This window comes from Acinetobacter sp. YH16032, assembly GCF_013417345.1.
Taxonomy (GTDB): Bacteria; Pseudomonadota; Gammaproteobacteria; order Pseudomonadales; family Moraxellaceae; genus Acinetobacter.
The window spans coordinates 1-12,158 of record NZ_VPEE01000006.1; the positions used below are offsets into that span (position 1 = coordinate 1).

Consider the following 12,158-nt stretch of genomic DNA (forward strand, 5'->3'; position numbering starts at 1 on the left):
CCAAGCAGACGTGCACAGAAAACAGTAATCAAAGAACGAAATCTGAATCCTGTGCTTGACTTGGAAATGTCTGTATAGGACATTTCTATTTGGTTATTAGGTAGGACATTTCTACTTAGGAATAACAGAAATTCCCCTCAAAGTGTAAATTAATTATTTCTTTAAAATAGCTATATTCATTTTTTTCATATTCATTTGTATCATCCATAAGTAAGAAAACATGCGCTTTTAAAACCGTGTCACTTGCAGAACTTGCATCGTTCAAGGGACAATAAGCCAAACTAAATTGTAGTCCTTATTATGTCCCAAACTTTAGACGTTCTCGGCGGTATTAGCGCTGAACAATTCCTTACGGAATATTGGCAAAAAAAACCTCTCCTCGTTCGTAATGCAGCTCCTGAAATTGTGGGTTTACTTGAACCCAATGATGTTATGGAGCTTGCACTCGATGAAAACGTGACTGCACGTTTGATCAAACAAAAAGATCGTGACCCTAATCAATGGAATGTGAAGTCATCGCCACTGCTCAAAGCAGACTTCCAAAAAATGCCAAAATTATGGACACTACTCGTTCAAGCGGTCGATCACTATTCGTTTGATCTTGCTGAGTTATGGAAAAAATTTCCTTTTATTCCTCAATGGCGTCGTGAAGATATTATGGTATCTTACGCACCACAAGGTGGCTCTGTCGGTAAGCACTTCGATTTTTATGATGTATTTTTAGTTCAAGGTTACGGACATCGCCGTTGGCAATTAGGGCAAATGTGTGATGAACAGACAGCACTCGTTGCAGGTCAGCCTTTAAAACTTTTGCAAGAAATGGAAGTTCATTTTGATGAAATTTTGGCGCCAGGAGATTTACTATATGTCCCACCTAGTCTTTCTCATTATGGCGTAGCTGAAGATGAGTGTTTAACCTATTCTTTCGGTTTCCGCATGCCAAATATCTCAGACATGATGGATAGTCTTGGTGATTCTTTTTCAGAACAAGAACAACTGAAAAAACCGTTATTAGATATTACACGCTCTGTCAGCACTGCTGTCGGCGAAATTACTGATCATGAGCTTAGTTATCTGCGAGAACAACTTTTAGCTCAACTGCAAAATCCTGAGATGCTTAATGAAGCCATCATGTGTCTCGCTTCGCAACCAGGTTACCCAAACAATATTCCTGAAAATGACGAAATTGGAACAGGTGATTTAGAAGAAGCTCTTGAAGAAGGTTATTTATTAAAAATCGAACCTGCTTCACGTTTGCTTTATAGCAACTTCAATGATGAACTTACCTTTTGGGCAAATGGAGAACGCTTATGCATCTCCGAAGAATTTAAACCCCATTTAAAACGTATCGCTGATGGTGAAATGATCGCTTTAGATGAAAATTTATATGATCAACACATTCTTGAAGATCTCGCGGAACTCTTGAATAATTCGATCATTATGTTGCTTCCTTCGGAAGAAAACTAAACCCATAAATATAAATTGTTAGCTTACAGCTGTAAGCTAACAATTCACTACTTGTCTGATTCCATAGAAGTTCGTATGGTAATTGCAGTAAAGAACGATGGAAAATAAAAATGGCAAGTCCTGCTCAAGCAATAAGACATAAATTACTGAACACTTTTTTTTCAAGGCATTCTGTATGGTTCGCATGTATTATCATCGCCCTGAGTATTACATGGCTTAGGCTATTTTACAGCCCCCATTATATTTATTATTTTCTATCCGACAGTGTCATTAATATTATTTGGCTACTGACCAGTTTACTCAGTGTCTTAGGCCTATATGATGTACTTCAAAATAAACATTCGATTTTAAAGAACTACCCAATCATGGGGCATTTTCGCTTCTTATTTGAAGATTTCAGACCCGAAATTCGTCAATATTTTATTGAATCAGACCAAGACGCTTTACCCTTTTCAAGAATGCAACGTAGCTTAGTTTATCAGCGTGCAAAGAATGAAAATGCTGATAAGCCTTTTGGTTCAATTATTGATGTATATCAAGATGACTATCGTTTCATTACTCACTCTCTTGCACCGAAACTCCCAGCTGATACCAGCACCTTCCGTATTAAAGTGGGTAATGATCAGTGCGCTCAACCTTATAGTGCATCAATCATGAATATTTCAGCAATGAGTTTTGGGAGTTTAAGTGCTAATGCAATACGCGCACTTAATCTCGGTGCCCACATGGGTCAGTTCTATCATGATACTGGCGAAGGAAGCCTAAGCCCCTACCATCTTGAAAATAATGGAGATATTGTTTGGCAAATCGCCAGTGGATATTTTGGTTGTCGAACTGAAGACGGTCTATTTGATCCTGAAAAATTTAAAGCTCAAGCCAAACATCCCAATATCAAAATGATTGAGCTAAAACTGTCTCAAGGTGCAAAACCAGGTCACGGCGGTATTTTACCCAAACATAAGATTACAGAAGAAATTTCGAAGATTCGTGGTGTTCCTCGTGATCGCGATTGTATTTCCCCGCCAAGCCACCCTAGCTTTAATACACCGATTGAAATGATGCATTTTATTCAAAAGTTACGTGAACTATCAGGTGGTAAACCTGTTGGATTCAAATTATGTATCGGACAGCCTTGGCAATTTATGAGTATTGTCAAAGCGATGCTTGAAACCAATATTGTTCCTGATTTTATCGTCGTAGATGGATCAGAAGGTGGAACCGGTGCTGCACCGATTGAATTTAGCGATAATATCGGAACGCCACTGCGTGAAGCGCTCTTATTTGCACACAATACCTTAGTAGGTGCTGGATTAAGAGATAAAGTAAAAATTGGTGCAAGTGGTAAAATCATCAGTGCTTTTGATATTGCAAGTACCTTTGCCTTAGGTGCAGATTGGGTGAATTCAGCTCGTGGATTTATGTTTGCTGTCGGTTGTATCCAAGCTCAAAGTTGCCATACCAATCAGTGTCCTGTTGGGGTAGCAACACAAGATGCTGAGCGCCAAAAAGCAGTACATGTACCAACGAAAGCAGAACGTGTTTATAATTTCCACAAAAATACATTGCATTCACTGTCGGAAATGATAGCAGCTGCAGGTTTAAATCATCCGAGTGAAATTAAAGCTCATCATCTCGCGCAACGTATAAATGATCGTGAAATCAAAAATTATGCTCAATTACATTTTTGGTTAGAATCGGGTCAACTATTGAACTGTAAAGATAAAGACGAAGAAAATTTCTATTTCAGAATGTGGAATTTGGCAGATGCCAGCAAATTCTAGTTTCATCAAAAAGGTGCTGAAATCAGCACCTTTATTTTAAAAGTATCCTTTGTGACTTTGAGCATGCAAGAACGCTGGGATTAAACCCGTTAATGCTGCCCGTATATCCGCACGCTCATTGATCAACTGATGAGATCCCTCCTCTAACATGAGCAAGGTCTGAAGGCGAAACTTTCTGCGTATAAATTCGATATTATAACGCCAGTCTACAGTTTGATCTTGGGCACCTTGAGCGAGCCAAACTGGAATTCGGCATGCAGGTCGATTTTCCATTTCCAACATCCACTTTGACATTGCTAATATCCAATCCATCCCCATCATGCGCGGTTGTAGTGGGTCTTTTAGACGTACAAATCTTAAAAATTCAGGATTGTGATTATTGCGTTTAAAATGTCTTGGAACTTCACGTTTGATACGGCGAATGATGCCCAAGCCTACTGGATTATGCCACCATGCTGTTTTTGCAGGTCTGACTAATGGCGACAAGAGTAATACACGTTCTACAATTGGATTTTTACGTTGTTCAGCAAACTCCAACAAATGATGCATCCAAATTGCACCACCAGTACTCTGTCCAATACCTAGCCATGGTTTAGGCAATTGATCAGCTTGTTTTACATATTGGTGAACCGCATGGAGTACTTGCTGATAATGATCAAAATTCTGAATGCTGGCAGCATTGCCATCACTTAACCCATGTCCTGGCAAATCATAGGTCAAAACACTAAAACCTTGATCCAGCAATTCACCAATAATTGGTTGGTAAATCCCACTGTGTTCCAAATAGCCATGCAATAAGAATACAGTACCTTTCACCTGCTCTATGCGAGGTTGATACACCTGCACATGAAGTTTGAACAAAGGCATTTTGATATAACCCTGCCAATAATTCGCTTCAAGACGATCAAGTGCGTAAAGATGACGATAAGCTTGAATCTCTTTCGAAGGAGAATAAGGTCGATTTAAATTTAATGGTTCCAATCTTAAAGGTGTTTGTTCTCGATTCGGAATGGGTAAATCGAGTTGTTTCAACACATTTGGATTCAGAAATGGAATATCAGACATTATGGAACCTCCCGACAACCGCTAGAGCCAAACATTACATCTCTGATCGTGGCAAGTAATTCATAATTTGCACGACGACTGTGATCGTAATTTAATTGGCTAGGACGCCATGTTGTCAGCATTGTAGGCATAGGCGCTTCAACAGGAATTGTCTTGATACCGTTCAAAGCAAAAAGACGTCGTGTACGTGTCATATGATAACGATCGGTAATCAGAATCACTGTCGGCGCTCCTCCTTTTTTTTGTAATAATAATGAACTAAAGCGTGTATTCTCACAGGTATTCATGCTGCGTTGCTCTAATAGATTCGCTTCTACGCCACGCGATGCTAGCCAAGATTGCATGTACGGTGCTTCAACACCACTCAACACAATAGGTAAATCCGTTTGCTTCTCAATCTCAAGTGTTTTTTCTAGTCTAGAGCGTGTGTAATCATTAACTACGATATCAATTTTATTATCCCCTAGCGTCAACCCACCACCCAACACTACTATCGCATAAGGTTTATCTTGTTGATTTGATAAAGTTTTATTTTCATTTTGAATCAACGCGATATCTTTATAGATTTGCGGATCTAATGTTTGAACCTCATCATCTTCTAAGGGATGATTTCTAAGGAAAAATTCATATTTTTCCATCAAAGCCAAGCGCTGATTTTTTTCTTCATTGATGGATGAATTTGTTGAATCAGTTTGGCTTATGGCAACATCACTGGCTAAATCAGGCTGATCAATTGAGAAGACAACATCCTCTTTAGTTTCATTCTTTGTATTTATATCTGTAAGCAATTCATCTTTAATTTTTTGTTTTAATAACACATAGCGAGTTTGAATTTCAGCAAGCTGTTCAGCCCCTTGATCATTCAATTGTTCTTCAATAAGTTTGAGATAAGCTTGTCTTGCAATCCACAACCTTGAACCAGGCTCCAAATCCTCCTTATCAGTTAACGCTGCCATTTGCTGGCTCTTGGCCGCAATTTCGTCAACTTTGATAGGGACAAATGCGTGAAGTGATTTCACAACAAGTGCTGAATAAAATGGTGTATACCAGAAAACCATGAGACAGCTCAAAAGTGCGAATATGATCGCCATCATACGCACCGTTGTCACCATCCAATGTTTTCTAGACATACTGTCCTTTTTAAACCAAATGAGATTGAATAGAACCTTTTTGATCGAACAAAACAGGCTCAGGTTCTAATAAAATACCAAACTTATTTAACACATCTTGCTGCACAGAGCGATAGGTTGCTTGCACATCTGTAAGAGATGCATCAGCGTAATTGACTAAAACTAAAGCCTGTCGATCAAACATTCCCACTTTTCCTAATTTTTTTCCTTTCCAGCCTGTTTGGTCAATCAACCAACCTGCTGCAACTTTTACAGAACCATCCGCTTGTGGATAGTGTGGAATCGAGGGATGAAGCTGTAAAACTTCCTCAAACTTCGTTTTAATTAAAATCGGATTTTTAAAAAAGCTCCCTGCATTTGGATATTCTGCAGGATCTGGGAGTTTACTTTGACGAATTTTGATCACTTGTTGCTGTAAATTATATGGTGTGATGTCATCGCCCATCGCAGCTTTTAAATCGCCATAATTCATTTTGAGTTGTGGCTGTTTAAGTAATTTAAAGATGACCGCAGTAATAACAAACCGCTCAGGCTGAACTTTAAAAATGCTGTGTCGATATGAAAAATGACAATCACTCGCTTGGATTTGAACGATTTCATTTTTAGTACGATCAAAAGCCTCTACAAATTCAATAAATTCACCGACTTCAACGCCATAGGCACCAATGTTCTGAACAGGTGCAGCACCCACCCACCCTGGAATCAATGCGAGATTTTGCAATCCATAGAAACCTTGCTCTGTTGTCCATAGCACGAACTCATGCCAGTGACGTCCAGCACCTACTCGAATTGTTACATTGGTATCATCTTCAGCAAGCAGGACAAGATCATTTAAATGTAATTGAACAACTAAAGCATCTAGATGCTCAGGGAGCAACATATTACTCCCCCCTGAAAGTATCATCATGTTTAATTGAGCTTGCTCAGCAAATTCAATTGCTTCACGCAAATCTTGAAGAGATCGCACAATACAATAATGAGATGCAACAGCATTTAAATTCAACGTATTGAAAGACTGGAGTTGTATATTAGTTTGAATATCAATCATATTTTTATCTTACTCAACGTTTGACTGCTGCAACATTGGTTTTAAGTAACTAATCCATGCTTTACTATTCGACTCACATTGATCTAAGACCAACTCAAAGCCATCATCTCCACCATAGTAAGGATCTGGTACGGGTTGATTTAAATATGAAGGATCTTTGGCACTCATGAGCTCTATTTTTGCTCGCAATTCATGGTTTTGAAATATCTGCGCTGCTTCAACTTGCAGTTTCTGAATATTTACTAGATTTTCATGATCCATCGCCAAGATTAAATCGAATTCCTTAAAGTCTTCAATACGAATCTGTCTCGCACGTAATGAAGATAAATAATACCCTCGTTTCAATGCGTGCTTTTGACTTCGATGATCAGGCGCTTTGTTTGGGTGGTAGTTACTGGTTCCAGCTGAATCAACTTGAATATTTAATTTTTCTAAATCCGCAAAGTGTTTCATTACCACTTCTGCTGTTGGGGAACGACAAATATTTCCTAAACATACACATAAAATTTTGTATGGCATTTTCGTCGTCATCTTCGCCTCAAAAATACATATACTTTCGCAGTGCATATGTTAAGTTATTTAAGGAGTGAATCCTATAGAACTGTAAAACAATAATCTTATTTAAAGCGCAAAAAGGATGTGTGATGAGCCAATTTCAATTTCAAACTGTCGGGAATATTATTTCTGGTTTAGGGAGTATTCAACAGCTTGGCTCAATTTTAAAACAACATCGATTTAATAAAGTTCTTCTCGTCACAGATCAAGGAATTATTGATCATCACCTCCACCAACCTATTCTTCACATTTTCAACGCTACTGGGACTGAGTTCAGTATTTTTTCCGATGTCGTTGCAGACCCTCCTGAGGAAGTCATCTTAAATGCAGTAGATGAAGCAAAACGTTTACACATTGATGCAGTCATTGGTTTTGGCGGTGGTAGCTCCTTAGACGTGGCAAAAATTATTGCCGTACTTGCACACCCCAATCAAACCCAAACGATTTCTGAGTTATATGGCGTCAATCAAGCTCAATCGCCACGATTACCACTTATCTTAGTGCCTACAACTGCAGGTACGGGTTCTGAAGTTACACCAATCTCTATTGTCACTACAGGCAAAACAACAAAAACAGGAATTGTTTCACCCGTTCTGTATGCGGATACTGCCATTTTAGATGCAACTTTTACTCAAGGTCTTCCGGCTCACATCACTGCAGCAACAGGAATTGATGCAATGGTGCATGCAATTGAAGCCTACACCTCAAAACTAAAGAAAAATTTCTATTCTGATTTGCTCGCTAAACAAGCATTGGATTTATTGAATCAAAATTTAAAACTTGTTCTAGAGCAACCCCAAAACCTAGAAGCGCGCCAAAAAATGCTCTTAGGCTCTATGTTGGCTGGACAAGCATTTGCAAATGCTCCTGTTGGAGCTGTTCATGCGCTTGCCTATCCTTTGGGCGGGCATTATCACTTATCGCATGGTCATACCAATGCAATCGTGCTTGTTGAAACACTGAAATTCAATGCACCTCAAGCGAAGAAATACTATGCTGAACTGATGCAATGGATTGACCCATATAGCAAAGGCAATACTGATGGCTTATGTGATTTATTTATTGATCATATGGAAAGGCATGTTAGCCAGAGTGGGTTGAGCTTAAAACTCAATGAGCTAGGTGTACAAGAATCAGATTTAGAGATGTTAGCTAATGATGCGATGCAACAAACGCGCCTCTTACAAAACAATCCTAGAGCTCTAAGCTATGCTGATGCTTTAAGCATCTACCAAGCAATTTATCATTAAATGACTCGAAATCTTTAATCAACTTTCTGAATAAAATATGACAACTATTTCAAAAAAAACTAGAGCAGACTATCAATTCTTTTTTCCCATCCAAACCCGTTGGGCTGATAATGACGTGTATGGGCATGTCAATAACGTCACTTATTACAGCTACTTTGACACCGCCGCAAATGCGCTACTTATTCAACACGCACTATTTGACTTTAAAACATCGCCTATCATTGGACTCGTTGTTGAATCAAAATGTACATATTTTTCTGAACTATCCTACCCCGAAGTGATTGATGTTGCTGTCGCTATCGAAAAGATTGGACGATCTTCAGTGACGTATAGCATTTCAATATTTAAGAAAAATCAATCAGAGCCTGCTGCTCAAGGTTATTTTGTGCATGTATTTGTCGACCGTGACTCTCGTAAAAGTATTGAATTACCAAACTCAATACGCGAAGCCTTAACTACGTTTATGACGAAATCAACTTAAGACTTAAGCTGAATATTATGTAGCTCACCGCCGAAAATTTTTAACAAGTCTTCCACGACGGGTTCTTGATGAATCAATTCTTCAGCACGTCGATATGCCTTTTGCTTACGCTTTTCCTGCAGATCGAAAGGCGTCTCACCGTTTGGTTCGTTGTATTTTACGATTAATTGAGATTTTGAAAATGATTGCTTGAGTACTGCTTCTAAACTCGGAATGAGTGAGTGCAATAAAGCTTCGTATTTTGCAGGGATATAGAATTCACATGTTCCATCAATTTGACCTTGCATAAGACCTTGTTGTGCTAATTCTTGTACCGCAGGTGTTAATGGACTATTTCTGAACCAATATTCCCACTTTTGAGTATCCCATTCACCTACCAATTCGACAGGCTCAAGCCTTAAAATATCTTGAGGCATTAAACCTTTTAAGCCAGCATCTGCGACAACATTTTTATTCTCATCAAGTAGATCTAGACTTGGGCAATGAGTGCCATTCGATGATCCTTCTTCTTGAACTGACAATTCAGCGCTTTCAGCAGAATGTTCACTTGGCTTAGGCTCTAAAAAGAAAATATTGTCTTGATCAACAATAGAAGATTCAACAGGCTCTGAATTAAAGCTTGCTCCAAATGAAGTCAGCTCAATCCCCCCACTGCCTACCACAGAGTTGGTTAAATTCTCTTGTTTCACATCAACAGATACAGACTGACCGACATCATCCGCATGATTTAATTCTGTTGAATGCAAGTTTTCAGATTCAGATTTTTCAGGATGAACTAACTCCGTAGGAACAGCCTCATCATCAGATGCCATCATCTGCTGAAATAAGATTAGATCCGTATTTTCCTCATCATTTACATCACGACTACGCTGAATCGAACTCGTATTATTCTCAGGCGAACTGATTTTCGATCCTGCTTCTTGATGATCAGCCGATATAGATTCTGAATTCTCTGTCGAAATCTGATTGAAATTTTCAGCTTCTTTTAAGACATTTGATTGTTCTGGAGGTGCTTGAGTGGTCAGCTGCTCATTATTCACCATCGGGCGGAATGCCAACAACCTGAGCACACACATTTCAAAGCCTTGCTCTTGAGTCACTGCAATTTGTAATTCAGCACGACCTTTACATGCAATTTGATAATACAATTGTAGATCTTGAGCAGAAATAATGCTCGAAAGCTGCATAATTTTCTGATTAATCTCAGCACTATATTTTAAACTCAAGTCTGGTAAGTATTGGAGTAAAGCCAACTCATGTAAAGTTGAAATGAGTTGATCCAACACCAAAGAAACATCAAGTGCTTGTTGACGGAATTGGAGTAATAAAGCACTGACTTTAGCACGTTGATTTTGATGTATCGCCAAAATAAGGTCGAAAATAATCGTGCGATCAATCAAACCCAGCATTTCTTTCACATCTTGGTGGTGAATCGCACCTTGCCCATATGCAATTGCTTGATCTGTTAGCGACAGTGCATCACGTAAAGAACCTTGTGCTGACTCAGCGATCTGCCAAATCGCATCAGCTTCCGCATTAATTGATTCTTTAGTTAAAATTTGTGTGAGATGTGAAGTGATTTCATCAACCGCCAATGGGCGTAAAGTAAATTGCAAACAACGTGAAATAACCGTAATTGGAAGTTTTTGAGGATCTGTCGTCGCAAATAAAAATTTGACATGTTCAGGCGGTTCTTCAAGTGTCTTGAGTAAAGCATTGAAAGAATGTGTGGACAGCATGTGTACTTCATCAATGAGATACACTTTAAAACGACCTTGCGTTGGTGCATAAGGTACGTTATCCAATAATTCTCGTGTATCCTCAACTTTGGTTCGGGATGCTGCGTCAATTTCAATTAAGTCTATAAATCGACCTTCATTGACTGCGGTACACGTTGGGCATACTTCACACGGTGTAGATGTTACACCTGTTTCACAGTTCAGACATTTAGCAAGAATCCTTGCAATCGTTGTTTTACCAACGCCACGCGTCCCCGTAAAAAGATAAGCATGATGCAGTCGACCACGCTCTAAAGCACTGGTTAATGCACGCGACACATGGTTTTGACCAACCAATTCTAAAAAATTACGTGGACGATATTTACGCGCAAGAACCTGATACATGAATGCTCCCTAATTACAGGACTAAGCATACTGTTTTTTTTGGCAAGAGTGAATGCGTTACAGATCATTCATACATTCAAAAAACAATTTAAACCCAACTCTTTTTTCTTGGGAAAATTTAACCTGTTAAATTCAAACTAAAATCATCAAAATTTTCGTATTCCTCACCAGTCCCATCGATACGAATTTCTAGCATTTTGTTGACCAAATCGACAAGAATGATATTTCTGGTTGGAACACCGTTTAATTGAATCAAAGACTTCTCAGTATTAATTAATTTGAACTGACCTTTGATTTCTTCTGCTTGGTTATGACCGCTTAGACTTAATCGTGACAACACATACGTTTGGTCTGCGTTAAGTTGTAAATCTACAGCCATACCAGGACAATCATCACAACGCGAAAAACACCCCATACATGGCGTAGTACCTTGATATAAACCAATATATTGAGGTGTTACTTGATTTTTTATTGAATCATTCTGTTTCAAGAGTTGATTTGATTGCGTGGACTGATCGCAAGAAGCCATATGAATCGACGATATCAAAACGAATGGGATGACAGTACTACGGCGCATAATCACAAATCAATTTTAACAATTTTGTGAAAATTACCATATCTCAAGTCTGCGTATGAATCAATGCGTATGTTGGTGCACGTGAACCCCATCATCATGTAAAACTTGATCAGGGTAAGCGAGTCCAATCCCTTTAATTACTTCAGCAAAATATGACCCTTTATCTGTATAAACTTTAATAATTGCATATTGATCTTCAATACTTTGAGTAATCGTAAAATAGTTTAGATCAGCAGGATAATCCTCAAATTGCCCCTTATATCTCACAATTCCATCCTCAACTTGTTCAATCTCAGTAATTTCGGCCACACGATTGATACCAAATTGCAAAAGTTTCAAGGGAAATTTACTGCCCTCTTTCATGCTCGCCACTTGATCAGGGCTAAACTTAAATAAATAACCCGTGTCAGCCCGATGCTGAAAACTTTCTGGAAGAATCATATGCCGTTCAACATTTTGTTCTAGTACAGGCATAAGCTCAGCCATCAGATGAGAACTCGATGACTCATTCTTATTTTTAAGGCGTTCGTCATGAGCATAAACATTTTGACCCAGTTCATTTTCAACTTGATGCTGCTGTAAGCTTGCAGATGGTTTGTCTTTTTCGGGTTTTAGATATAACGTAAATGTAGCAGTCACAAAAACTGCTACACCCAATAAAATATAAATTACTTTCATAAA

At 38.6% G+C, this 12,158-nt stretch carries 11 protein-coding genes; 4 read left to right on the top strand and 7 right to left on the bottom strand.

Features of this window, described 5'->3' with window-relative positions; genetic code table 11:
• The first annotated feature begins 300 nt into the window (after nt 1-300).
• The gene (locus tag FTV32_RS05890) at nt 301-1,467 is read left to right on the top strand and encodes a cupin domain-containing protein (RefSeq protein ID WP_180028185.1); all 1,167 of its coding nucleotides are present in this window, start codon (nt 301-303) and stop codon (nt 1,465-1,467) included.
• Between the two features lie 110 nt (nt 1,468-1,577).
• Nucleotides 1,578-3,248 (top strand): FMN-binding glutamate synthase family protein, encoded by a 1,671-nt coding sequence (locus FTV32_RS05895; protein WP_180028186.1) that lies wholly within the window; start codon nt 1,578-1,580, stop codon nt 3,246-3,248.
• A 36-nt stretch (nt 3,249-3,284) separates the two neighbouring features.
• Here FTV32_RS05895 and FTV32_RS05900 read toward each other — a convergent pair whose 3' ends face one another.
• The 4 genes from FTV32_RS05900 to FTV32_RS05915 are packed head-to-tail and all read right to left on the bottom strand — an operon-like array spanning nt 3,285 to nt 7,022.
• Entirely contained in the window at nt 3,285-4,313 is a 1,029-nt protein-coding gene (locus FTV32_RS05900; protein WP_035266046.1) for an alpha/beta hydrolase, read from the bottom strand.
• Nucleotides 4,313-5,443 carry a YdcF family protein gene (locus FTV32_RS05905; protein WP_180028187.1) on the bottom strand — a complete coding sequence of 377 codons (1,131 nt, stop codon included), beginning with the start codon at nt 5,441-5,443 and terminating at the stop codon, nt 4,313-4,315. The genes FTV32_RS05900 and FTV32_RS05905 overlap by 1 nt, the downstream gene beginning before the upstream one ends.
• Nucleotides 5,444-5,453: 10 nt before the next feature.
• Nucleotides 5,454-6,488, bottom strand: a complete 1,035-nt coding sequence (murB, locus tag FTV32_RS05910) for a UDP-N-acetylmuramate dehydrogenase (protein WP_180028241.1) — start codon at nt 6,486-6,488, stop codon at nt 5,454-5,456.
• 12 nt (nt 6,489-6,500) lie between these two features.
• A complete protein-coding gene (locus FTV32_RS05915; RefSeq protein WP_180028188.1) occupies nt 6,501-7,022 on the bottom strand; it encodes a low molecular weight protein-tyrosine-phosphatase in 522 nt (173 codons plus the stop codon).
• 113 nt (nt 7,023-7,135) lie between these two features.
• Between FTV32_RS05915 and FTV32_RS05920 the strand changes: the two genes are divergently transcribed.
• Nucleotides 7,136-8,296 (top strand): iron-containing alcohol dehydrogenase, encoded by a 1,161-nt coding sequence (locus FTV32_RS05920; RefSeq protein WP_180028189.1) that lies wholly within the window; start codon nt 7,136-7,138, stop codon nt 8,294-8,296.
• A 37-nt stretch (nt 8,297-8,333) separates the two neighbouring features.
• Nucleotides 8,334-8,777: a thioesterase family protein gene (locus tag FTV32_RS05925; RefSeq protein WP_092767801.1), complete on the top strand. Its 444-nt coding sequence runs from the start codon at nt 8,334-8,336 to the stop codon at nt 8,775-8,777.
• On the opposite strand, the gene dnaX is transcribed toward FTV32_RS05925, so the two are convergent.
• The 3 genes from dnaX to cpaB form a co-directional block, all read right to left on the bottom strand.
• Nucleotides 8,774-10,900 (bottom strand): DNA polymerase III subunit gamma/tau, encoded by a 2,127-nt coding sequence (gene dnaX / locus FTV32_RS05930; protein WP_180028190.1) that lies wholly within the window; start codon nt 10,898-10,900, stop codon nt 8,774-8,776. The two genes, FTV32_RS05925 and dnaX, sit on opposite strands and share 4 nt — an antisense overlap.
• Before the next feature lie 118 nt (nt 10,901-11,018).
• Entirely contained in the window at nt 11,019-11,477 is a 459-nt protein-coding gene (locus FTV32_RS05935) for a copper resistance protein NlpE N-terminal domain-containing protein (RefSeq protein WP_180028191.1), read from the bottom strand.
• 60 nt (nt 11,478-11,537) lie between these two features.
• The gene (cpaB, locus tag FTV32_RS05940) at nt 11,538-12,155 is read right to left on the bottom strand and encodes a metalloprotease secretion chaperone CpaB (protein ID WP_180028192.1); all 618 of its coding nucleotides are present in this window, start codon (nt 12,153-12,155) and stop codon (nt 11,538-11,540) included.
• Between the last annotated feature and the right edge of the window lie 3 nt (nt 12,156-12,158).

Excerpts from the sequence above, each read along its gene's own strand:
- FTV32_RS05890 (WP_180028185.1), top strand. The coding sequence starts at position 301 with ATGTCCCAAACTTTAGACGTTCTCGGCGGTATTAGCGCTGAACAATTC.
- FTV32_RS05895 (WP_180028186.1), top strand. The coding sequence starts at position 1,578 with ATGGCAAGTCCTGCTCAAGCAATAAGACATAAATTACTGAACACTTTT.
- FTV32_RS05900 (WP_035266046.1), bottom strand. The coding sequence starts at position 4,313 with ATGTCTGATATTCCATTTCTGAATCCAAATGTGTTGAAACAACTCGAT.
- FTV32_RS05905 (WP_180028187.1), bottom strand. The coding sequence starts at position 5,443 with ATGTCTAGAAAACATTGGATGGTGACAACGGTGCGTATGATGGCGATC.
- FTV32_RS05915 (WP_180028188.1), bottom strand. The coding sequence starts at position 7,022 with ATGACGACGAAAATGCCATACAAAATTTTATGTGTATGTTTAGGAAAT.
- FTV32_RS05920 (WP_180028189.1), top strand. The coding sequence starts at position 7,136 with ATGAGCCAATTTCAATTTCAAACTGTCGGGAATATTATTTCTGGTTTA.
- FTV32_RS05925 (WP_092767801.1), top strand. The coding sequence starts at position 8,334 with ATGACAACTATTTCAAAAAAAACTAGAGCAGACTATCAATTCTTTTTT.
- dnaX (WP_180028190.1), bottom strand. The coding sequence starts at position 10,900 with ATGTATCAGGTTCTTGCGCGTAAATATCGTCCACGTAATTTTTTAGAA.
- FTV32_RS05935 (WP_180028191.1), bottom strand. The coding sequence starts at position 11,477 with ATGCGCCGTAGTACTGTCATCCCATTCGTTTTGATATCGTCGATTCAT.
- cpaB (WP_180028192.1), bottom strand. The coding sequence starts at position 12,155 with ATGAAAGTAATTTATATTTTATTGGGTGTAGCAGTTTTTGTGACTGCT.